The organism is Arthrobacter pasteuri, from assembly GCF_054510955.1.
Genome location: NZ_JBTNDO010000001.1, coordinates 22,093 through 42,261, shown reverse-complemented (window position 1 = coordinate 42,261; position 20,169 = coordinate 22,093). Strand labels below are relative to the sequence as shown.

22 protein-coding genes are annotated in these 20,169 nt (G+C 66.1%); 14 read left to right on the top strand and 8 right to left on the bottom strand.

The genetic code is table 11. The annotated features are described in order from the left end of the window. Nucleotides 1–248 precede the first annotated feature (248 nt). Nucleotides 249–1,142, top strand: coding sequence for a ribonuclease Z (locus tag ACX80H_RS00205; RefSeq protein ID WP_459310428.1), 894 nt, complete (start codon nucleotides 249–251; stop codon nucleotides 1,140–1,142). Between the two features lie 83 nt (nucleotides 1,143–1,225). On the opposite strand, the gene ACX80H_RS00200 is transcribed toward ACX80H_RS00205, so the two are convergent. Then, nucleotides 1,226–1,816, bottom strand: a complete 591-nt coding sequence (locus ACX80H_RS00200; protein ID WP_459310427.1) for a hypothetical protein — start codon at nucleotides 1,814–1,816, stop codon at nucleotides 1,226–1,228. 91 nt (nucleotides 1,817–1,907) lie between these two features. Here ACX80H_RS00200 and ACX80H_RS00195 point away from each other — a divergent pair, with 91 nt between their 5' ends. From ACX80H_RS00195 to ACX80H_RS00180, 4 genes are all read left to right on the top strand, one after another. After that, a complete protein-coding gene (locus tag ACX80H_RS00195; protein ID WP_459310426.1) occupies nucleotides 1,908–2,267 on the top strand; it encodes a hypothetical protein in 360 nt (119 codons plus the stop codon). Between the two features lie 122 nt (nucleotides 2,268–2,389). Further along, on the top strand, nucleotides 2,390–2,791 hold the full coding sequence (locus tag ACX80H_RS00190; RefSeq protein ID WP_459310425.1) for a VOC family protein: 402 nt from the start codon (nucleotides 2,390–2,392) through the stop codon (nucleotides 2,789–2,791). Further along, complete coding sequence (locus ACX80H_RS16475) at nucleotides 2,742–3,653, top strand: alpha/beta fold hydrolase (RefSeq protein WP_525929877.1); 912 nt, start codon at nucleotides 2,742–2,744, stop codon at nucleotides 3,651–3,653. The genes ACX80H_RS00190 and ACX80H_RS16475 overlap by 50 nt, the downstream gene beginning before the upstream one ends. Before the next feature lie 210 nt (nucleotides 3,654–3,863). Beyond that, nucleotides 3,864–4,646, top strand: coding sequence for an SRPBCC family protein (locus tag ACX80H_RS00180; RefSeq protein ID WP_459310423.1), 783 nt, complete (start codon nucleotides 3,864–3,866; stop codon nucleotides 4,644–4,646). A gap of 157 nt (nucleotides 4,647–4,803) precedes the next feature. Here ACX80H_RS00180 and ACX80H_RS00175 read toward each other — a convergent pair whose 3' ends face one another. Then, nucleotides 4,804–4,998, bottom strand: coding sequence for a YegP family protein (locus tag ACX80H_RS00175; RefSeq protein WP_459310422.1), 195 nt, complete (start codon nucleotides 4,996–4,998; stop codon nucleotides 4,804–4,806). A 346-nt stretch (nucleotides 4,999–5,344) separates the two neighbouring features. Continuing rightward, a complete protein-coding gene (locus ACX80H_RS00170) occupies nucleotides 5,345–5,680 on the bottom strand; it encodes a nuclear transport factor 2 family protein (protein WP_459310421.1) in 336 nt (111 codons plus the stop codon). A gap of 128 nt (nucleotides 5,681–5,808) precedes the next feature. Between ACX80H_RS00170 and ACX80H_RS00165 the strand changes: the two genes are divergently transcribed. The 5 genes from ACX80H_RS00165 to ACX80H_RS00145 all read left to right on the top strand — a co-directional run bounded on the left by ACX80H_RS00165 (nucleotide 5,809) and on the right by ACX80H_RS00145 (nucleotide 11,689). After that, nucleotides 5,809–6,537, top strand: coding sequence for a FadR/GntR family transcriptional regulator (locus ACX80H_RS00165; protein WP_459310420.1), 729 nt, complete (start codon nucleotides 5,809–5,811; stop codon nucleotides 6,535–6,537). A gap of 63 nt (nucleotides 6,538–6,600) precedes the next feature. Then, on the top strand, nucleotides 6,601–7,659 hold the full coding sequence (locus ACX80H_RS00160) for an asparaginase (RefSeq protein WP_459310419.1): 1,059 nt from the start codon (nucleotides 6,601–6,603) through the stop codon (nucleotides 7,657–7,659). A gap of 8 nt (nucleotides 7,660–7,667) precedes the next feature. Then, complete coding sequence (locus ACX80H_RS00155) at nucleotides 7,668–9,083, top strand: aspartate ammonia-lyase (protein ID WP_459310418.1); 1,416 nt, start codon at nucleotides 7,668–7,670, stop codon at nucleotides 9,081–9,083. Between the two features lie 9 nt (nucleotides 9,084–9,092). Continuing rightward, a complete protein-coding gene (locus tag ACX80H_RS00150) occupies nucleotides 9,093–10,640 on the top strand; it encodes an amino acid permease (protein WP_459310417.1) in 1,548 nt (515 codons plus the stop codon). A gap of 188 nt (nucleotides 10,641–10,828) precedes the next feature. Further along, nucleotides 10,829–11,689: a sigma-70 family RNA polymerase sigma factor gene (locus ACX80H_RS00145; protein WP_459310415.1), complete on the top strand. Its 861-nt coding sequence runs from the start codon at nucleotides 10,829–10,831 to the stop codon at nucleotides 11,687–11,689. Here the strand turns inward: ACX80H_RS00145 and ACX80H_RS00140 are convergent. Next, a complete protein-coding gene (locus ACX80H_RS00140; protein ID WP_459310413.1) occupies nucleotides 11,671–11,907 on the bottom strand; it encodes a hypothetical protein in 237 nt (78 codons plus the stop codon). The two genes, ACX80H_RS00145 and ACX80H_RS00140, sit on opposite strands and share 19 nt — an antisense overlap. Before the next feature lie 619 nt (nucleotides 11,908–12,526). Between ACX80H_RS00140 and ACX80H_RS00135 the strand changes: the two genes are divergently transcribed. Both ACX80H_RS00135 and ACX80H_RS00130 read left to right on the top strand, forming a co-directional pair. Beyond that, nucleotides 12,527–12,769, top strand: coding sequence for a YegP family protein (locus ACX80H_RS00135; protein WP_459310411.1), 243 nt, complete (start codon nucleotides 12,527–12,529; stop codon nucleotides 12,767–12,769). Between the two features lie 331 nt (nucleotides 12,770–13,100). Continuing rightward, nucleotides 13,101–13,292, top strand: coding sequence for a helix-turn-helix domain-containing protein (locus ACX80H_RS00130; RefSeq protein ID WP_459310409.1), 192 nt, complete (start codon nucleotides 13,101–13,103; stop codon nucleotides 13,290–13,292). A 297-nt stretch (nucleotides 13,293–13,589) separates the two neighbouring features. On the opposite strand, the gene ACX80H_RS00125 is transcribed toward ACX80H_RS00130, so the two are convergent. After that, nucleotides 13,590–14,324, bottom strand: a complete 735-nt coding sequence (locus tag ACX80H_RS00125; RefSeq protein WP_459310407.1) for an NUDIX hydrolase — start codon at nucleotides 14,322–14,324, stop codon at nucleotides 13,590–13,592. Between the two features lie 104 nt (nucleotides 14,325–14,428). Here ACX80H_RS00125 and ACX80H_RS00120 point away from each other — a divergent pair, with 104 nt between their 5' ends. After that, the gene (locus tag ACX80H_RS00120) at nucleotides 14,429–15,490 is read left to right on the top strand and encodes an SPFH domain-containing protein (protein WP_459310405.1); all 1,062 of its coding nucleotides are present in this window, start codon (nucleotides 14,429–14,431) and stop codon (nucleotides 15,488–15,490) included. An 8-nt stretch (nucleotides 15,491–15,498) separates the two neighbouring features. After that, entirely contained in the window at nucleotides 15,499–16,395 is an 897-nt protein-coding gene (locus tag ACX80H_RS00115) for a diacylglycerol kinase catalytic domain-containing protein (RefSeq protein ID WP_459310403.1), read from the top strand. A gap of 46 nt (nucleotides 16,396–16,441) precedes the next feature. Here ACX80H_RS00115 and nrdF read toward each other — a convergent pair whose 3' ends face one another. From nrdF to nrdI, 3 genes are all read right to left on the bottom strand, one after another. Further along, nucleotides 16,442–17,416 carry a class 1b ribonucleoside-diphosphate reductase subunit beta gene (nrdF, locus tag ACX80H_RS00110; protein WP_301228194.1) on the bottom strand — a complete coding sequence of 325 codons (975 nt, stop codon included), beginning with the start codon at nucleotides 17,414–17,416 and terminating at the stop codon, nucleotides 16,442–16,444. A gap of 96 nt (nucleotides 17,417–17,512) precedes the next feature. Further along, nucleotides 17,513–19,672, bottom strand: a complete 2,160-nt coding sequence (nrdE, locus tag ACX80H_RS00105) for a class 1b ribonucleoside-diphosphate reductase subunit alpha (protein ID WP_459310401.1) — start codon at nucleotides 19,670–19,672, stop codon at nucleotides 17,513–17,515. Next, on the bottom strand, nucleotides 19,669–20,142 hold the full coding sequence (gene nrdI, locus ACX80H_RS00100; RefSeq protein WP_459310399.1) for a class Ib ribonucleoside-diphosphate reductase assembly flavoprotein NrdI: 474 nt from the start codon (nucleotides 20,140–20,142) through the stop codon (nucleotides 19,669–19,671). The genes nrdE and nrdI overlap by 4 nt, the downstream gene beginning before the upstream one ends. Nucleotides 20,143–20,169: the final 27 nt, after the last annotated feature.

Genomic DNA, 20,169 nt, shown 5'->3' with positions numbered 1-20,169 from the left:
CGGCCGATCCGGCGTCGCCGGATGTGCGTGCTGCTCCACCTGATCCTGCCCCTTCGTCGTCGTCCGCCCATTCTTTCGTCCGGTCGTCCCCCGGTCCACCGCCCGCGTCCATCCGTGCCCTGATTCCCCACCGACTTGATTCCCCACCGACTTGATTCCCCACCGTGTCCTGATTCCCCACCGTGTCCTGATTTCTCGCCGTGCAAGGCCGCAGCGCCGGACGGCGGCCGCGATGCAAGACTGGGGTCATGCGTGAGCTCGTCATCCTCGGCACGGCGTCCCAGGTGCCCACCCGGACCCGCAACCACAACGGCTACTTCCTGCGGTGGGAGCGCGAGGGCATCCTGTTCGATCCCGGCGAGGGCACCCAGCGCCAGATGACCCTTGCCGGCGTCGCGTCGAGCCGTATCACCAGGATCTGCCTGACCCACGTCCACGGCGACCACTGCTTCGGCCTGCCCGGTGTGCTGTCCCGGATGGTGCTCGACGGCGTCGCCTCCCCCGTCCACCTCCACTACCCCGCGTCCGGCGAGGACGTGGTGCGCGCGCTCGTCTCCCTCGCGACGCCGGGAGTCGATCTGCAGCTCCATCCCCACGGTGAGGCGGGGCCGATCGCTCCCGGGATCGACGTGCAGCCGCTGCGGCACCGCATCGAAGCCTACGGATACCGGGTGACCGAGCCCGACGGACGGACCTTCCTGCCCGAGCGCCTCGCGGCCCTCGGCATCGCCGGGCCGGACGTAGGACGCCTGCAGCGCGAGGGCAGACTGGGCGACGTGCGGCTGGAGGACGTGAGCGTGCATCGCCCGGGCCGCCGTTTCGCCTTCATCATGGACACGGCGGTGTGCGACGGCGCTGTCGCGCTCGCCGACGGCACGGATCTCCTGGTCATGGAGAGCACCTTCAGCGACGACGACGCCGCACTCGCCGACCAATACCTCCACCTCACCGCGGGCCAGGCGGGTGCGCTCGCGGGCGCCGGCAGGGCTGGCACGCTCGTGCTCACGCACTTCTCGTCCCGGTACGACGACGTCGCCGTGCTGGCGGAGCAGGCGAGGGCAGCAGCAGGCGGCGGGGACGTCATCGCGGCATCGGACCTGGACCGTATCGCCTTTCCTCCGCGCCGCGTTTCCGTCGCGTGAGCGGGAGGACCCGTGCGGAGGGAACGCTGCGGGAGTGGGGCCGGCCGATCCGGGCAGAACGGGCCTCCCCCGGTGCTCCCGGTTCAGCGGTAGCGCCGGGCGTCGGCGGCTTCGGGAGCAAAGACACCTACCTGCAGGCCGACAACGGGAGCATGCCAGTTCGACGCCGGCTGTACGTGGCCGGTCAACCGGGACCTGAGCCATCCGCTGAAGTCCCGCGTCGCACGGGTGCCGTCCATGACGTCGGAGAGGGGGTAGCCCCCTGCCCGGGGCACCTGGACCTTCGTGCCGTCCAGGAACGACACGATCACCTTGACCCTGGCATGTGCACGCCCTTCCCGATCGGCATGATCGGCCTCGTGCCCCAGAGCGGTCAGGGCATGGTCGAAGACGAGAGTCCCGCGATCGAAGGAGGGATGCGCCGGCCGTGCAACGGAGTGGAAGGCGACCCAGTGCAGTGGATGGACGTCGGAGACGACGGTGACTGCTCCGATCCGCGCCCTGATCTGCAACCACACGAGATCCTCGGGAACCCCGTTGAGCCCAGCGAGGACAGTCCGCACGTCGCACGCATCCCAGAGCGAGGCGATCCGGTGATGAAGCGCAGGGACGTCCGGACAGGTCACGACGAACCCATCCTCAGCCGCTTCAACATGGACCTTGAAGACCAGCACGTCCTACCGCCTACGGGCGCGGACGGCGCCCCTTGAGGTCGACAGTAAGGTCATAGCCAGGATTAGGCCAGCACTTTCAGGGAGGGTTCGGATGGACAGGAAGCCCGGCACCTATGAACGCGCACTGGCGCTCCATTTCGCCGCCCGTGAGCTTGCGTCTTCCGGCACGGCCTTCTCCGTCCCCTCCGAGGGGCCGGACGCCCTGGGGGAACTGGTGCACGTGCAGGAAAGGATCGCGTATGTGCTGGACCAGTTGGGGAGGTGGCATCAACGGCTGCAGGCGGGCAGGCATCACGTCGAGGACAAACAGAGCGTCGAAGGCGTGCTCGAGGCGGCCTTCGAGCTGCAGGCAGCCGCACGCCAGGCCGCCGAGCTGCATCAGACGATGGTGCGGGCCCACCACGCGACCAGTCAGATCCGATGGTTCGACTCCGGCACGGCCCGCGAGTGAAGTCCACCCGATCGTTTCCCCTTCTGTGCGCTGAATCCGGTGGATTACGGTGGGCGGTCCGGGAGGGCGAAATCCTCCCCGATCCCCGGTTCACGGGGTGACAGTGGCTGTAGGGTTCCGGTATGACCTCCCTGGAATGGAAACTCGAAGTGATCGTCCTGCCCAGCAGCGACATCGACCGCTCGATGAAGTTCTACCGGGACCAGGTCGGTTTCGTCCTCGACCATGACGTGTCCCCAGCACCGGGGGTCCGGATCGTTCAACTCACACCCAGGGGATCATCCTGCTCCGTGGTGGTCATGGAGGGAATGGGTTCCGATGGAAGCCCGCCCATTTCCGGCCTTCAGCTCGTGGTGCGGGATGTCGAAGCAGCCCGCTCGGAGCTGCTGGAGCGGGGAGTCGACGTCGCACCCGTCACCAGGATGGGAGACGGCGACGCGTCCGCCTTCATCTACTTCTCGGACCCGGACGGCAATGGATGGGCCGTGCAGGAGATCCGGAACCGGGGCGACTGGCTCAGCTAGCACCAGCCCCTGCACGCACCGGGACTTCTCATCGAAAGGCTCTCATCATGAGGCAGAACACAGGCATCCCGACTGTTGCAGAAGTTCCGTCGGCGGACGGAACGCTGATTTCGTACGAGAGAACCGGAACCGGACCGAGCGTCGTCCTGGTGGACGGAGCGTTCTGCGGCCGCTCCTTCGGACCCGCGCGCAAGCTTGCCGAGGAACTGTCACCGTCCTTCACCGTGTTCTTCTACGACCGTCGTGGCCGCGGCGGGAGCGGCGACACGAGACCCTACGCGGTGCAGCGGGAGATCGAGGACCTCGCCGCGGTCATGACCGCGGCGGAGGAAACCCCTACGTGTACGGCATTTCCTCCGGCGCTGCGCTGGCGCTCGAAACGGCGGCCTCAGGCGTCCGTATCCGTAAACTGGCCGTCTTCGAAGCACCCTATACGGGCGTCGGCACGGTTGACGGCGTTCCCGTGGATCACGGTGCCCGCCTCGAGCAGATGCTGGCCGACAACAGGCGCGGAGCGATGGTTTCCTACTTCCTGGTGAAGATGATCGGCCTGCCTGCCTTCGTTCCGCTTCTGCTGCGCATCATGCCCGGAGTCTGGAAACACCAGACGGCAGCTGCCGGCACGCTGCCCTACGAGACGAAGGTGTCGAACAACTTCGTTGCCCCGCGTGAACGACTGGCCACGATCCCGGTACCCACGCGGGTCATGGTCGGCGGAAAAGCGGCTCCCGCCATGGCCGCCGCCCAGCGGGACATCGCGGAGGCCATACCAGGAGCCGAGCACCGTGTCCTCGACGGCCAGACCCACCAGGTGTCCGAAAAGGCCGTCTCACCGCAACTCCTGGAGTTCTTCTCCGACTGACGACGGCGGTCCTGCCGGAAGGACCGCCCCTCGGACGCTCCCCGCGGGAAGAAGACCACGCTGACCACCGGCCCTCTGAGCGGATTGCACTGCGCTCCTGTCCCGGGCCTCGCCAACAATCGATTCCGGACGTTATGCTAAGCATGCTGATGAATCGGGATGATGCTTCAATCCTGATTGCCGATCCACGAAACAACTGAAGGAGTCGCTATGAGCACGAAGGTTGAAAAGAGAATTCTCGTCAACGTGCCGGTGAGTGTGGCCTACAACCAGTGGACCCAGTTCGAGGAGTTCCCCCACTTCATGGGCGGGGTCAAATCGATCACGCAGCTCGATGACGAGCGCCAGACCTGGGTGGCCGAGATCGGCGGCATCCGTCGCCAGTGGGAGGCCCGAATCCTGGAGCAGGTGCCGGACAGGAAGGTGTCATGGGCCGCGACCGAGGGTGCCACGAATGCTGGCTCGGTGTCCTTCGAGGACCTCGGCGGCGGGCAGACGCAGATCAACCTCGTGCTCGAGTACGAGCCGGAGGGCCTGGTCGAGAAGATCGGCGACAAGCTCAACGTCGTGGAGAACCAGGCCGAGGCCGACCTGCAACGCTTCAAGGCGTTCATCGAGGACGAGGGCTATGCGACGGGTGCCTGGCGTGGGTCCGTCGGGGCCGGCTCCACCGTCGGTCAGCCCGGCGTGGAAGCTGCTGCGGCGTCCCGTGGGGACAGCGGTAAGGCCGGAGTATCCGGCAAGGTCGCGGCGGGCGTCGGCCTGGCAGCCGCAGCAGCAGTCGCCGGTGTCGCGGCGAGCAAGAAGAGCTCCGAGAACACCGAGGACGCTTCAGCAGATGTCACCATCACCCCTGCCGATGGTGGCGCCCCTGCGGTGTACACCAGCCCGGACGACAGTCTCTCTCCGAGCACCACGGAGAAGCTCCGCCCCGTGGACGAAACCGATGCATCCGCGACCGACAGGAACCGCACGACGGGCGGAGCGCTCTGACCCGCAGGTCACTCGCGGCGAGCGCGCACTGGTTTGCTGCCGGGCTCCTTGTGAAGGAGCCCGGCAGCCTGGGGCCCGGTGGTTGCCCGCCCGTGCTGCCTCTTCCCGGGTTGTCGCTCGTCGGACTCCCCGGGCGCGAACCGTCCCGCGGACGGGTTCAGGTCCGCTGTCCCAGTGTCAGGTCGGCGATCAGCGCTGAAGCGGCACAGTCCCGGATCCCGTTGATGCCCGCCACGGTGGTCTCTCTGTCGTCATAGGGTTCACTCGTCACCAAGGTGGCCCCGTCGTCCCCCGTGAGCCGGAACCGGAATTTCTCCCCGTCGTCGTGATAGATCTCGAACCGTCCTGCCACGTGTACCTCCTGTGTCCTGAAGCACGGCCGGCCTGCCGGAACAGGTGACCGAGGGCCCCCGCGGAATGCGCGCCACCCCTATAACACCTGCCGCCGTTCGTTGAGGCAACGGCAGATGCCTCCGTCACCCGCCCTTGCGACAGGGGACCTGATCGCCCCGCGTCGGCGGACGGGTCGCTGATCCGGCAGGGCCGCGACCGGCCCTGCACGCCTCGAGCAGTCCGGCTAGCGCGCGGACCGGAGGAGGAGTGCGGATGCAGCAGCGCGGTCCTGCGGGGCACGGTGGGTTGCCCTCGCGACATCGCCGACGCCAGCACCACTGGACTCGCCGGCAGTCCAGCGCGGGCTAGACGGCTCCCCCGAAATACACCTCGACCTCGCACACCAGGCCATCGCGTACCCGGGTCGCCTCCATGTTGCGGTAGGTCCGCCCGGCGACGTCGTACTCGTACCGGTGCAGGACGATGCCGTCGACCTCGATGATCTGCAGGGTCCGTGCCGGCCCGTCGAAGTGGTCCGCGGACGGGAAGCAGCGCTCCAGCCAGGCGCTCTTGTCGATGTGGTCGTCCTGGGGACTGGTGAAGACGAAGTCGTCGGCCATCATCGACTCGGCGACGTCCCGCTCCTGCTGATGGAACGCGCGCATGAATCGGAGAACCGCCTCGCGGGGTGGAGTCGTCATGTACTGATCCTGACCATCCCGTCGGCGGCTGTCCAGACCAGTGCCCCCGAACGACCGGGTCCGTCCCCCCCGACAGGTGGGCCGGCGCCACGTTGACGCGAGCGTGTGATGTGTGCCATATTTCTTCTGTGAACCTGTCAGACAGCCGGACAGCCGGACAGCAGCCTGCCGATCCGCCGGCCGCCACGAGCTATCCGCTGGCCCGCGTCAGTGCCGCCGAGGCCGTCTTCAATGCGCTCCGCAGCGACATCGAGAACGGAGCGCTGGAGGTGGGTGCCAAACTCAGTTCGGAAGCCGCCCTCGCACAGCGCTACGGAGTGAGCCGGTCCGTGGTCCGGGAGGCCCTGCGTTCCTGCAACGCCCTCGGACTGACCGTGACCAGGACGGGACGCGGCACGTTCGTGCTGGCGAACCACGTGGCCAAGGATCTGGTGCTCGGCGGGTACTCCGCACTGGACCTCACCGAGGCCCGTCCGCACATCGAAGTACCCGCGGCAGGACTCGCGGCGGAACGGCGAACCCCTGACGAGCTCGAAGCCCTGCGGGATATCGTGGCCGCCATGGCCGCCGAGGACGATCCCGAAGCCTGGGTCGCCCTCGACTCCGGCTTCCACGTCGCGATCGCCCGGGCCAGCCACAACCAGGTCTTCGAGGACGTCGTCTCCAATATCCGCGATGCCCTGGCGCACCAGTCGGAGACCCTCAACATGGTGACCGACCGCCAGCACGCGTCGGATCGCGAGCACCAGCAGATCCTTGCCGCCGTGGAAGCGGGCGACGCCGAGGAGGCCCGCGCCGCCATGAGCCGGCACCTCCACGCCGTGGGCGCCGCCCTCGACTCCATCCTTCGTCCGTAACTCTCCGCACAGCGTGCCCGTCACCCTGTAGTCGACCGCCAGAACAGCACCCCCGAGGACTCCATGCTTTTCCCTGCCCTAGCCGACTCCGCCCCGGAACCGGCGTCTCATCACCTTCCGCAGCACGTACCCCTCGCCGCGCAGACCCGCGACGGACTCGTCGAGAGCATCCACTTCGGCTCGGCGATCGCGACGGAGCAGGACGGCACGGGTACCCGGACCCTCCTCACGGCAGGTGATCCACTCGCCCCCTTCTACCCGCGCTCCGCGCTCAAGCCGCTGCAGGCCGTCGCGATGGTCCGCGCAGGTCTCGACCTTCCCGCCGATCTGCTCGCCCTCACCGCGGCCAGCCACTCCGGCGCTCCACAGCACGTCGACGGTGTCCGACGGATCCTGGAGATGCACGGACTGGCCCCGGATGTGCTGGAGAATAGCTCCGACCTCCCGTACGGCACCGCCGAGCGGGAGGAGTGGCTCCGCGCGGGCCGTCCCGCCACGCAGGTGACCCAGAACTGCTCCGGCAAGCACGCCTCCATGGCTGCCACCTGTGTGATCAACGGCTGGCCGGTTCCGGGCTACCTGGATTCCGACCACCCCCTGCAACGGTTGGTGGCCCAGTCCGTCGCCGAGCTGACGGATGAACGGCCCTCGGGACTGTCCACCGACGGCTGTGGAACCCCGCTGTTCGCCCTGACCCTCCGCGGCATGGCCCGCGCGTTCGGTATCATCGCCCGCGCTGCCGCGGAAGCGGAGGGAGCGGCCGGCACGCTGACTGCGGAAGCCGCCGTCGGACTGGCCATGCAACGCCACCCCGACATGGTGGCCGGAGAACACCGCGACGTCGCCGAACTCATGCGGCTCGTCCCCGGCGTCGTGGCGAAGGACGGCTTCCAGGGTGTCCAGCTGATCGGGCTGCCGGATGGCCGCGCCGTGGCGGTCAAGATCTCCGACGGCGGGGACAGCGCCCGCATGCCCGTCGCCGTCGCCGTGCTGGAAGCGCTCGGCGTCGACACCGAACCGCTGGCCTCCATCGCCAGGACGGCGGTGCTCGGCGGAGGCCGGCCCGTCGGCACCTTCCAGGCACTCGACTTCCTGTCCACGCCCGCTGACGAAGCCCCGTAAGGATTACGATGACCGACCCCAACTCCACTGCCCCCTTCCGCTCCGAGCACGACCTCCTGGGCGACAGGGATGTCCCCGCCGATGCGTATTGGGGAGTCCACACGCTGCGCGCGGTGGAGAACTTCCCCATCACCGGCCAGCCCCTGTCCTCCAACATGCATCTGGTCCGGGGTCTGGCTGCCGTGAAGCTCGCCGCCGCACGCACCAACCACGAACTCGGCCTGCTCGACGGCGAGCGCGCCCGGGCCATCGAGGAGGCCTGTGCCGACGTACTGGCGGGCCGGCTCAGCGACCAGTTCGTGGTGGACGTCATCCAGGGCGGTGCCGGGACATCCTCGAACATGAACGCCAACGAGGTGATCGCCAACAGGGCTCTCGAGATCCTCGGACACCCGAAGGGCGACTACGCGCGGCTGCACCCCAATGACCACGTCAACCTCAGCCAGTCCACGAACGACGTGTATCCCACGGCGGTGAAGCTGGGCACTATCTTCGCCGCCCGGGAGCTGCTCGAAGCGCTCACCGTGCTCGAAGATGCCTTCGCTGCCAAGGCCCTCGAGTTCCGCACGGTCGTGAAGATGGGCCGCACGCAGCTCCAGGATGCGGTCCCCATGACTCTCGGTCAGGAATTCGGCACCTACGCCGTGACGATCGGCGAGGATCGGCTCCGCCTGGCGGAAGCCGATCTGCTGATCCACGAGATCAACCTCGGCGCGACGGCGATCGGCACCGGCCTGAACGCCCCCGCCGGGTACGCCGAGGCCGCCTGCCGGCACCTGGCGGAGATCACCGGCCTGCCGCTGGTCACGGCGGTGGACCTGATCGAGGCGACGCAGGACGTCGGCGCTTTCGTGCACCTCTCCGGCGTGCTCAAGCGCGTCGCGGTGAAACTGTCCAAGATCTGCAATGACCTGCGGCTGCTCTCCTCCGGCCCGCGTGCCGGCTTCGGTGAAATCAACCTTCCCGCGGTGCAGTCCGGCTCCTCGATCATGCCCGGGAAGATCAACCCGGTCATCCCGGAGGTGGTCAGCCAGGTCGCCTACGAGGTCATCGGCAACGACGTCACCATCACCATGGCCGCGGAAGCCGGTCAGCTGCAGCTCAACGCCTTCGAACCGATCATCGTCCACAGCCTCCACAAGAGCATCTCCCACCTGGAGGCAGCCTGCCGCACCCTCGCGGCCCGCTGTGTCCGGGGCATCACGGCGAACACCGAACACCTCCGCCTCACGGTGGAACAATCCATCGGCCTGGTCACGGCCCTCAACCCGCAACTGGGCTACGCCACCGCAACGTCCATCGCCCAGGAAGCCCTCGCCACCGGCAAGGGTGTTGCCGAACTCGTACTCGAACACGGGCTGCTCACCGGCGAGCAGCTCACCGAACTCCTCAGCCCGCGGCGCCTCGCCAACCTGAGCAAGTAAAGGACCGTCATGACACAGCAACAACCGGCCACGCAGCAACCGGCCATCTCCGACCACACGATCCCTGCACACGCCCACGCCTCCGAGGCGACCCTCCACCGCGAGGACGAGGGCTACCATAAGGGCCTGAAGCCCCGGCAGGTCCAGATGATCGCCATCGGTGGCGCCATCGGCACCGGCCTCTTCATGGGTGCCGGCGGCCGCCTCGCCGCGGCGGGTCCTGCGCTCATCCTCAGCTACGCGGTCTGCGGGTTCTTCGCCTTCATGATTCTCCGGGCCCTCGGCGAACTGGTCATGCACCGGCCCTCCTCCGGTTCGTTCGTCTCCTACGCCCGCGAGTTCTTCGGCGAGAAGGCCGCCTTCGTCACGGGCTGGCTGTACTGGCTCAACTGGGCCATGACCGCGATCGTCGACATCACGGCCGTCGCGCTCTACATGAACTTCTTCCGGAAGTACTGGGCGCCGATCGCGGACGTGCCGCAGTGGGCCTGGGCCCTGGCGGCCCTCGTCCTGGTGCTGGGCCTTAACCTCATCAGCGTGAAGGTGTTCGGGGAACTCGAGTTCTGGTTCGCGCTGATCAAGGTGGTCGCCCTGGTGTCCTTCCTCGTCGTGGGTATCTACTTCGTCATCTTCGGCACTCCCGTGGACGGCCAGGAGGTCGGCTTCAGCCTCATCGCGGACAACGGTGGCATGTTCCCCAACGGCCTGCTGCCCGCCGTCGTGGTGATGCAGGGTGTCGTATTCGCCTACGCCTCGATCGAGCTGATCGGTACCGCGGCGGGTGAGACCGAGAACCCGGAGAAGATCATGCCCAAGGCCATCAACACCGTGATCGTGCGCATCGCGGTGTTCTACGTCGGCTCGCTCATCCTGCTCTCGCTGCTGCTGCCCTACACCTCCTACAAGGCTGGCGAGAGCCCGTTCGTGACGTTCTTCGGCTCTATCGGGGTGAACGGCGTGGACGCCATCATGAACCTGGTGGTCCTCACTGCAGCGTTGTCCTCGCTCAATGCCGGCCTGTATTCCACGGGCCGCATCATGCGCTCCATGGCGGTCGCAGGTTCCGCCCCGCAGTTCGCGTCACGGATGAACAGGGCAGGCGTTCCGTACGGCGGCATCGCCCTGACCGCGGCCGTCGCCCTTCTCGGCGTCGTCCTCAACGCGGTGGTTCCCGCTCAGGCGTTCGAGATCGTGCTGAATGTCGCGTCCCTCGGCATCATCAGCACCTGGGGAGTCATCGTCCTGTGCCAGATGCAGCTGGCGCGGCTGGCCAGGCGCGGCGAGCTGCTGCGCCCCGCCTTCCGCATGCCCGGCGCCCCCGTCACCGGGTGGATCACCCTCGCGTTCCTCCTGGCGGTGCTGGTCCTCATGGCCTTCGACTCGCCCGTGGGCACGTGGACCATCGGCTCCCTGGTGGTCATCATCCCCCTCCTGATGCTCGGCTGGAGCCTGTGCCGCGACCGCGTCCTGGAACTCGCGGCCGTCCGTGACGGCCACACCGGCCCCTACCCCTTGGTGGCGAACCGTCCCGGTCCCGGCGCGAAGGCCCGCGACTAGCCGAACCGCCCGGCATCGCTGGAGCGAACGGACGCATGAGAAACCCGCGCACTGCGGGGGCCTCTGCGTCCGTTCGTGTTTCCCCTCTCCCCGTGTTTCACGAGGTCACCGCTTCCTGCGGCTGCACCTCGTGCCACCGGGCCTTTGTGTCCCTAGGATGACGAGGGACCGGGAGAAAGCGTGTCGACATGCACGAGCGAACTGCGATATTCGAGGGCGAGCGCCCGCGGCTCCTCCGCCTGGCCGAACGGATACTCTCCGACCATGCCGAAGCAGAGGACATCGTCCAGCAGGCGTGGCTGCGCCTGTCCTCCGCGGGCCAGATCGACCATGTCCCGGCCTGGCTGACGACCGTCACCACCCGGCTGTGCCTCGACCGGCTGAGGGCGAAAACGCCCGTGCCACAGGACGACCTCGAGGATCACGCGGAGGATCCCGCCGAGACCTACCCGGATCCGGCCGACGAGGTGGCCCTGGCCGATACCGTCGGCTCCGCCCTGCAGGTCGTGCTCGAACGCCTGACGCCCCGGGAGCGGGTGGCGTTCGTCCTTCACGAGAGCTTCGACGTCGACTTCGCGACCATCGCCACGATCCTCGGCGCCAGCCCGGAGTCTGCCCGAAAGCTCGCCTCGCGGGCTCGTGCCAAGGTCGCCGGCCCCTCCCCCGTCAGGATGCCCGACTGGCAGGTCGTCGATGCCTTCCTCGCTGCCGCGCGCGGAGGGAACTTCAGCCGCCTGCTTGAGCTGCTCGCTCCCGACGTGATCGTCACGGGCGACGACGCCGCAGTCGCGCTGGGCACCCCGCAGAGAATGGCCGGGCGCCAGCAGGTGGCTTCCTTCTTCAACGGTGCCGCCAGGACGGCGTTCGCGGTGTTCCTTGGTTCGCGCCCCGCCGCGGCATGGATCCACCGCGGCGAGGTCAAGGTGGTCTTCGATTTCGCCGTCGCCGGCGGCTGGGTCAGCGGAATCACCTTCCGGGCCGACCCCGAAGCACTGGCCTCGGTGCAGCGCCGCCATGCGAACCGGCCGGCTCAGTCCTCCGACAGTTGAGCGAAGGCCTTCTTCGTGTCGCGGTACCAGCCCATCGCGGCGAGCGGCCTACGCCACCGGCTCTTCATCTCCTCGTGTGCCGGCTCATGGCTGGCATCGCCGGCCCGGACGGCATCGCGGAGATGGCGGTCCTGGGCCTTGATCACCGCGTCGGCGTCGTCGCCCCGAAGGGTGTGGTCGCACGGGCCGCCGAGCTGGCTACAGGTCATCGTCTTCATGGTGATCATCCTTCGGTTGAGGCGGGTTTCCCCGGCAGGGCGTCGATGCCCTGTACTCCTTTGACGAGTGGCGGGACGGAAACGTGACCGATGGCGACCATCCGGCGACGTTCCTGCTGCGACACCGTTCCATCACGATGTCAGGCTCGCCGCGCTTTAAAAGGCACTGCCCCGAGCCTGGGATCACTGCACTGATCCGGCAGCTTCGTCGGCGTGGAACCGAGGGAACGGGAGACAATACAAACAACAGTACTGAATACCTGCTTCCTCGTGGCACTACCCGTCGAATGTAAGTACTTCAGGGCGTTCAAAATCAAGGAAAAAGAATTCTAGGTTGCTTAGCAAAGAACGCCCAAAAGTTTAGGATGCTTAGCAATAAGTACGCACTAGCCCTAGGCTACTTAGTAATCACCACCGTGAAAGTCCTTGCGCCGGCCAGCCTCAACGGCTATTACTCGCCAGTACGGAATAAGGCCCTTACTATAAGTGCATTGGGTGTGGCTGGGGTCACATAGGGGAAGCCTTATCCCGTTTCCGGGCCAGCCGGAACGCAGCGTTGAGTTCCGGATTCAGTGACGAACCCGAGCAGTTAATCTGCCTGGGCGATTAGGGGGTAGTTGTGGCTGGAACGTTCGAGATCTTCAATGACGGAGGAGTTTTCTTCAGGTTCAGGTTGAAAGCGTCCGATGGAGCGGTCGTAGCCGTATCAGGGCAGTTCCCGGACAAAGCGTCAGCGGTCGAGGGCATCCGCGTGGTCCGTGAGTGCGCTGGGACGGGGCTGATCACCGACCTCTGCCCGAAGTCGTCCCGTAAACCAGCAATGAAGCCGGCCCCCTCACCGGCGTACACGGCAGCGCAGTAAATTCTTAGTCCGAGGACGGCCGCCAGCGAGGGTCGATACCCGATTGGCGCCAGATCGTCTGGACCTTGAAGTACTCACAGCGCCCGGCCAAAAATATGCCGGAGCTACGGAAAGAAAACCCGCTTCGAGAGCTGATTCTCGCGGGTGGGGACGACTCGCCCATACCCGCGGTCGCCGAGAATGGCTGAACGTGAACGTTCACCACCTCCGGCAATTACTTGCTGCATGAACCAGGAAAACGAGTAGTAGCTCCTCATGCGGAAAACGTCGGCCGCGGCCACTGTTGATAGAGACACGGAAGTATCCAGCGAGACGTAAGGAGCAGGTGACGATGGTGCAGAAAAATTCGACGGAGAACCTGCTGACAGTTGCGGAGATCGCGGCCCGGATGCGGGTCTCGAAAATGACGGTGTACCGCCTGGTGCAGTCCGGGGCAATGCACGGGATCCGGTTCGGCCGCTCCTACCGGGTGACCGAGACGGCCGTGCAGCAGTACCTCGAAGCGGTCAACTCCGGGCACTGATCCACCCCCTGGTCGCCACACTCGCGGGGTGCGACGACGCGAACATGGCCTCGATCGACTCCTGACTTTCCGCCACCAGGACCGGACGCACCGAGTTATAGGAGGAGAGCCTCTCCCGTCAATTTAAGCCGCCTCAGTGGTCTCGCTGGACCTCATCGTTGACACGTCAGATGGTCCTTAGTGCCCGAACTTCTTCTGAACTGCTGAGACAGTCCTACCATCAGCACCGGGGCAGCAACAGTCGCGCTTACAGCGGTGAACGTGTATCAGTTCGTCCCAGCCATGCTTGCATGGGCGTCAGGCGCGCGGGCGCATGAGGGGTGGGTTGAGCACAGCGCGCGTTGGCTGACCCGCAGCCGGACGGGCTGCCGGCGCCAGCCGGAAAAGCGCCGCAGGACGGCCGGCATCGCCTGTGGTCATGCGCCCTGTGTCTTCCAGGAAGCCAGGCGTTCCCGTGGCCTTGCGGTGAAAATTCCGGGGGTCCAGGCGCGTACCCCACACAGCCTCGTACACGGCCCGGAGCTGGGCAACCGTGAATTCTTCGCCGCAGAAGACCGCCCCCAGCGGCGAGTATTCGAGCTTTGACTTCGCCCGTTCTACAGCGTCAGCGAGGATCCGCTCATGGTCGAAAGCGAGTCGCAATCCGCCATCCAGAACCTGGTGCACCGGGTACCAAGCGGCATGCTCGGCGTCGCTCCCTGCCGACAGAACCGGGAAGGTGGGAGCGAGCAGCAGGTGGGCCACCGTCAGCACATCCCCGCGCGGATCGCGCCCCTTCGGGCCGTAGCTCCCTAGCTGCTCCAAATGCCCCGGGACGTGCTCGACGCCGGTTTCCTCCGCCAGTTCGCGGGCCGCCGCGGTGACCAGGTCTTCGCCGGGCAGCACGAATCCGCCAGGCAGGGCGAGCCGGCCGCGGAACGGTTCGAGCAGCCGGGTGATGAGCAGGACGTTCAGGGCGTCATCGGCCACGGTCAGGGCGACGACGTCGACCGTCACCGGGAAGCGCGCAGGCGCCATGTGGGACTCAGGCATGGGCTCATCGTAGGCATTTATCGTCACCTTGACAATAAATCGCACCGGAGTCTATCGTCGGTTATCGTCACTGTGACGAGAACATAGAGGTTTAGGAGAATCCCATGGCCAGCATCACGCGCTACCCCTGGATCAGCCACTTCCTGGGCAGCCCCACCGGTTACGTCGTCCACCTCCAGAAAGGTTCGGTCCGGCACCAGGGAGTCGGTCAGGCATTCTGGTACCGCCCCGCCAACTCCGTGCTCAGTGAGGTTCCCGTCGATGACCAGGAACTGCCCACGCTCTTCCACGCCATTACCCGTGACCACCAGGACGTAAGCGTTCAGGCAAACGTGACCTACCGCTTCATCGACCCCGTGGCTGTCTCCAGCCGGCTCGACTTCGGCCTCCAACTGGCCGGTGCGGGGCCCGCGGCGGGGAGGGAGCAGGTGGCCACGATCATCGGCCAGCTCTGTCAAAGCCACGCCATCGACCAGATCGCCACCACCACGCTGGCCCAGGCTCTGGAGCGTGGCGTCAGTCAGCTCCGCGCCGTTCTCACCGAGGCCCTGCGCGCGGACACCCGGCTCCTGTCCACCGGCATCGAGATCCTCGGGGTGCAGGTCCTGGCCATCCGGCCGGAGTCAGACGTCGAGAGGGCACTCCAAACACCGGTCCGGGAACAGCTCCAAGCCGAAGCGGACCGGGCCGTCTACGAACGCCGGGCCGTCGCCGTCGAACGCGAACGGACCATCTCCGAAAACGAAATGGCAAGTCAGATCGAACTGGCCACCCGGCGCGAACACTTGGTCGCCCAGGAAGGCGCCAACGCCCGGCGTGCGGCGGAGGAAAAAGCCGCGGCGGGACTCATTGAAACCCAGGCCTCGGCCGAACGCAAGGGCATCAACACCTCCGCCGAAGCGAACCAGATCCGCTTGGTAGGCGAGGCAGCCGCGGCACGCGAGGCCGCCACCATGGCGGTCTACCAGGGCATGGAACAGGCCACCCTGCTGGCTTTGGCCCTGCGCGAGGCAGCCGGGTCACTGCCGAACATAGGGAACCTCACCATCACCCCGGACTTGCTGAGCGGGGCACTTGCCGGGCTGTTCCGGGAGCCCGCCGGCGGCACGGTTCCGACCGTTGCAGCCCGTCCAACGGCCGGCGCCGCCGGCAGCATCGGAAAGTAGTATCCGTCATGGCAAAACCCCGTCTCGTCATCGTCCACCGGCGGACCGAACTTCAGGAGCTCCTGGACCGGCACGCCACCCGCGGCCAGGCCGAATTCTTCCTGCGCACGCGGGGCCGCGGCCTTCAGGACGTCCAGGAACGCCACGACCGCATCGCCGCCGCTCTGGGGATGGTCCGGGCGGCGGTTCCTGCCGACTGGCGTCACGCCGAAGTGGAGCGCGCCGACCTCAGCCGCTTCCTGCTCACATCGGAAGACATTATCGCCGTGGTGGGCCAGGACGGGCTGGTGGCCAATGCGGCGAAGTACCTCGACGGCCAGCCCGTCATCGGTATCGATCCGGAGCGGGGAGCGAATCCCGGAGTCCTGGTCCGGCACACGCCCGACGCGGCAGCAAAGCTCATCGGAAGTGCCGCCCTGGCCGGACCGGAGCGGCTGAACCGCCAGGAGCTCGCCATGGTGACGGCACGGCTTGACGACGGGCAGGAACTCTCCGGGCTCAACGAGGTCTTCATCGGGCACGCCTCGCACCAGTCGGCCAGGTACCACCTGACGGAACCCGGTGGCCGCACCGAGAGCCACTCATCTTCGGGCCTGATCATCTCCACCGGCACAGGCGCCACAGGCTGGTGCGCCTCCATCGCGCTGGAACGCGGAGGACGCGCCTTGCCGGCGCCCACCGACCGTCGACTCGCTTGGTTCGTCCGCGAGGCCTGGCCCTCCCCCATCACCGGAACCTCCCTGACCGAGGGCGTACTGGAGGCAGGCAATACACTGCGCATCACCGTGGCATCCGACCGGCTCGTGGTCTTCGGCGACGGCATGGAAGAAGACCGCCTCACTGCATCCTGGGGCCAGGAAATCAGGGTGCAGCTGGGGGAACGCCCGCTCCGGCTGGTCGTGTAGGAGGACTGCTGGAAGCGACCTGGGCGATGGCACTCCTACAACAGGGTTAGAAGTCCCAGTCCTCGTCCTCGGTGTTGACGGCCTTGCCGATCACGTAGGAGGAGCCCGAGCCGGAGAAGAAGTCGTGGTTCTCGTCGGCGTTTGGGGACAGCGCCGAGAGGATCGCCGGGTTCACGTCGGTCACGGAGGACGGGAACATCGCCTCGTAGCCGAGGTTCATCAGCGCTTTGTTGGCGTTGTAGTGCAGGAACTTCTTGACGTCCTCGGCCAGCCCGACGGAGTCGTAGAGGTCGTGCGTGTACTGGACCTCGTTCTCGTACAGCTCGAAGAGCAGTTCGAAGGTGTAGTCCTTGAGCTCCTGGCGGCGCTCCGGCGTCACGCTCTCCAGACCACGCTGGAACTTGTAGCCGATGTAGTACCCGTGCACGGCTTCGTCACGGATGATCAGGCGCACCAGGTCGGCGGTGTTCGTGAGCTTGGCGCGCGAGGACCAGTACATCGGCAGGTAGAAGCCGGAGTAGAACAGGAAGGACTCGAGCAGCGTGCTCGCGACCTTGCGCTTGAGGGGATCGTCGCCGCGGTAGTAGTCCGTGACGATGTTCGCCTTCTTCTGCAGGTTCACGTTCTCTGTGGACCAGCGGAAGGCCTCGTCGATCTCCTTGGTGGAGGCCAGCGTGGAGAAGATCGAGGAGTAGCTCTTGGCGTGCACCGACTCCATGAACGCGATGTTCGTGAGAACGGCTTCCTCGTGCGGGGTGACGGCGTCAGGGATGAGGCTGACGGCACCGACGGTGGCCTGCACGGTGTCGAGCAGGGTGAGGCCCGTGAACACGCGCATGGTGAGCGTCTGCTCCTCCGGCGTCAGGGTCGCCCACGACTGCACGTCGTTGGACAGCGGCACCTTCTCGGGCAACCAGAAGTTGTTCACCAGGCGGTTCCAGACGTCGACGTCCTTGTCGTCCTGAATGCGGTTCCAGTTGATGGCCTGGACCTGGTCGACGAGCTTCAGCTTCTCGCTCATGGTGTGTTCCTTGTCTGCGTGTAAGTAATGCCGGTGATACCGGTGGAGCCTGGAGTGTCAGGCCGGGCGGAATGCCCGGCCTGACGACTTAGTTGCCTAAAGCATGCAACTGACGCAGCCCTCCACCTCGGTCCCTTCCAGCGCGAGCTGGCGGAGACGGATGTAGTAGACGGTCTTGATGCCCTTGCGCCAGGCGTAGATCTGCGACTTGTTGATCTCACGCGTGGTGGCGGTGTCCTTGAAAAACAGTGTCAGGGACAGGCCCTGGTCCACGTGCTGCGTGGCGGCGGCGTACGTGTCGATGATCTTCTCGTAGCCGATCTCGTACGCGTCCTGGTAGTACTCCAGGTTGTCGTTCGTGAGGTACGGCGCCGGGTAGTACACGCGGCCCAGCTTGCCTTCCTTGCGGATCTCGATCTTCGACGCCACCGGGTGGATGGAGGACGTCGAGTTGTTGATGTACGAGATGGAACCGGTCGGCGGGACGGCCTGCAGGTTCTGGTTGTAGATGCCGTGCTCCATGACCGAGGCCTTCAGGGCACGCCAGTCCTCCTGCGTGGGGATGTGCACGTCGGCGAACAGCTCACGCACGCGCGGCGTCGCCGGCTCCCACACCTGATCGGTGTACTTGTCGAAGAACTCTCCGCTCGCGTACTTGGACTTCTCGAAGCCGGCGAAGCGGCGGCCGGTCTCGATGGACATCAGGTTCGACGCCCGGATGCAGTGGTACACCACGGAGTAGAAGTAGATGTTGGTGAAGTCCAGGCCCTCTTCGGAGCCGTAGTGGACCCGCTCCCGGGCGAGGTAGCCGTGCAGGTTCATCTGGCCGAGGCCGATGGCGTGCGAGGCGTCGTTGCCCTTGGCGATCGACGGCACCGAGCTGATGTGGCTCATGTCCGAGACGGCCGAGAGGGTGCGGATCGCGGTCTCGATGGTCCGGCCGAAGTCGGGCGAATCCATCGTCTTCGCGATGTTCAGCGAGCCGAGGTTGCAGGAGATGTCCTTGCCCACCTGGTCGTAGGACAGGTCCTCGTTGTACGTCGTGGGCTCGGAGACCTGGAGGATCTCGGAGCACAGGTTGGACATGATGATCTTGCCGTCGATCGGGTTGGCCCGGTTCACGGTGTCCTCGAACATGATGTACGGGTAGCCGGACTCGAACTGGATCTCCGCGAGGGTCTGGAAGAACTCGCGGGCCTTGATCTTGGTCTTCTTGATGCGGGCGTCGTCCACCATCTCGTAGTACTTCTCGGTGACCGAGATGTCGGAGAACGGCATGCCGTAGACGCGCTCGACGTCGTAGGGCGAGAACAGGTACATGTCCTCGTCGCGCTTGGCGAGCTCGAAGGTGATGTCGGGCACCACGACGCCGAGGGACAGCGTCTTGATGCGGATCTTCTCGTCGGCGTTCTCGCGCTTGGTGTCGAGGAAGCGGTTGATGTCGGGGTGGTGGGCGTGCAGGTACACGGCGCCGGCACCCTGGCGGGCACCGAGCTGGTTCGCGTAGGAGAAGCTGTCCTCGAGGAGCTTCATCACGGGGATGACGCCGGAGGACTGGTTCTCGATCTGCTTGATCGGCGCGCCGACCTCGCGGATGTTCGTCAGCGCGAACGCGACGCCGCCGCCGCGCTTGGAGAGCTGCAGGGCCGAGTTGATGGACCGGCCGATGGACTCCATGTTGTCTGCGATGCGGAGCAGGAAGCAGGAGACCAGCTCGCCGCGCTGGCGCTTGCCGGCGTTGAGGAACGTGGGAGTGGCGGGCTGGAAGCGGCCGTCGATGATCTCGTCGACCATCTGCGTGGCAAGCTCCTCGTTGCCGCGGGCCAGGTGGAGGGCGACCATGCAGACGCGGTCCTCGTAGCGCTCGAGGTAGCGCTTGCCGTCGAACGTCTTCAGTGTGTACGAGGTGTAGTACTTGAAGGCGCCGAGGAAGGTCTCGAAGCGGAACTTCTTGGCGTAGGCGCGCTTGAAGAGGTCGCGGATGAAGTTCATCGTGTACTGGTGGAGCGTCTCCCGCTCGTAGTACTCGTTCTTCACGAGGTAGTCGAGCTTCTCCTCGAGGTCGTGGAAGAACACGGTGTTGTTGTTCACGTGCTGCAGGAAGTACTGGTGCGCAGCCTCGCGGTCGGCGTCGAACTGGATCTCCCCGTTCGCGCCGTACAGGTTGAGCATGGCGTTCAGCTCGTGATAGCCCATGTCCTTGAAGCGGTCCACCGCGGCTGCGGGTGCGCCCGTCTCCGTCTCTGCAACACTCATGTCCAAAACTCTTCCAATCCTCTGGTAACTCGGTCCACGTCCTCGGACGTGCCCATGACTTCAAATCTGTACAGGACGGGGACGTTGCATTTGGCGGCGACGATGTCGGCGGCAAGGCAGTAGGTCTCACCGAAATTGGTGTTACCGGCCCCGATGACCCCCCGGAGGAGGCTGCGGTTCTGCTCGTTGTTCAGGAATTTCACGACTTGGCGTGGTACCGCACCCTTGCCGGTGATCCCCCCGTAGGTGGGAAGGACCAGCACGTAGGGTCGGAGCGCCCGCAGCGTCGGCTCCCTGGTGAGCAGTGGCATGCGGGCGGCCCGGACCCCCAGCTTCTTGACGAAGCGGTGGGTGTTGTCGGAGACCGACGAGAAGTAGATCAGCGGGGCATCGGTGACCGGACCCTCCCCGACTCCGGCTTCTGCCGGATCGGGGTGGTCGGCTCGGTCCTCCACGGCGGTCGTGGCCATGTTCGATGCCACACCGGCGGATCCCCG

Bases quoted from the DNA above. Each gene is read 5' to 3' on its own strand.
- ACX80H_RS00140 (WP_459310413.1), bottom strand. From the start codon at position 11,907: ATGAAGACGATGACCTGTAGCCAGCTCGGCGGCCCGTGCGACCACACC.
- nrdE (WP_459310401.1), bottom strand. From the start codon at position 19,672: ATGAGTGTTGCAGAGACGGAGACGGGCGCACCCGCAGCCGCGGTGGAC.
- ACX80H_RS00155 (WP_459310418.1), top strand. From the start codon at position 7,668: ATGACCGACCCCAACTCCACTGCCCCCTTCCGCTCCGAGCACGACCTC.
- ACX80H_RS00195 (WP_459310426.1), top strand. From the start codon at position 1,908: ATGGACAGGAAGCCCGGCACCTATGAACGCGCACTGGCGCTCCATTTC.
- ACX80H_RS00145 (WP_459310415.1), top strand. From the start codon at position 10,829: ATGCACGAGCGAACTGCGATATTCGAGGGCGAGCGCCCGCGGCTCCTC.
- nrdI (WP_459310399.1), bottom strand. From the start codon at position 20,142: ATGGCCACGACCGCCGTGGAGGACCGAGCCGACCACCCCGATCCGGCA.
- ACX80H_RS00160 (WP_459310419.1), top strand. From the start codon at position 6,601: ATGCTTTTCCCTGCCCTAGCCGACTCCGCCCCGGAACCGGCGTCTCAT.
- ACX80H_RS00130 (WP_459310409.1), top strand. From the start codon at position 13,101: ATGGTGCAGAAAAATTCGACGGAGAACCTGCTGACAGTTGCGGAGATC.
- ACX80H_RS00190 (WP_459310425.1), top strand. From the start codon at position 2,390: ATGACCTCCCTGGAATGGAAACTCGAAGTGATCGTCCTGCCCAGCAGC.
- ACX80H_RS00180 (WP_459310423.1), top strand. From the start codon at position 3,864: ATGAGCACGAAGGTTGAAAAGAGAATTCTCGTCAACGTGCCGGTGAGT.
- ACX80H_RS00125 (WP_459310407.1), bottom strand. From the start codon at position 14,324: ATGCCTGAGTCCCACATGGCGCCTGCGCGCTTCCCGGTGACGGTCGAC.
- ACX80H_RS00170 (WP_459310421.1), bottom strand. From the start codon at position 5,680: ATGACGACTCCACCCCGCGAGGCGGTTCTCCGATTCATGCGCGCGTTC.
- ACX80H_RS00150 (WP_459310417.1), top strand. From the start codon at position 9,093: ATGACACAGCAACAACCGGCCACGCAGCAACCGGCCATCTCCGACCAC.
- ACX80H_RS00115 (WP_459310403.1), top strand. From the start codon at position 15,499: ATGGCAAAACCCCGTCTCGTCATCGTCCACCGGCGGACCGAACTTCAG.
- nrdF (WP_301228194.1), bottom strand. From the start codon at position 17,416: ATGAGCGAGAAGCTGAAGCTCGTCGACCAGGTCCAGGCCATCAACTGG.
- ACX80H_RS00120 (WP_459310405.1), top strand. From the start codon at position 14,429: ATGGCCAGCATCACGCGCTACCCCTGGATCAGCCACTTCCTGGGCAGC.
- ACX80H_RS16475 (WP_525929877.1), top strand. From the start codon at position 2,742: ATGGATGGGCCGTGCAGGAGATCCGGAACCGGGGCGACTGGCTCAGCT.
- ACX80H_RS00205 (WP_459310428.1), top strand. From the start codon at position 249: ATGCGTGAGCTCGTCATCCTCGGCACGGCGTCCCAGGTGCCCACCCGG.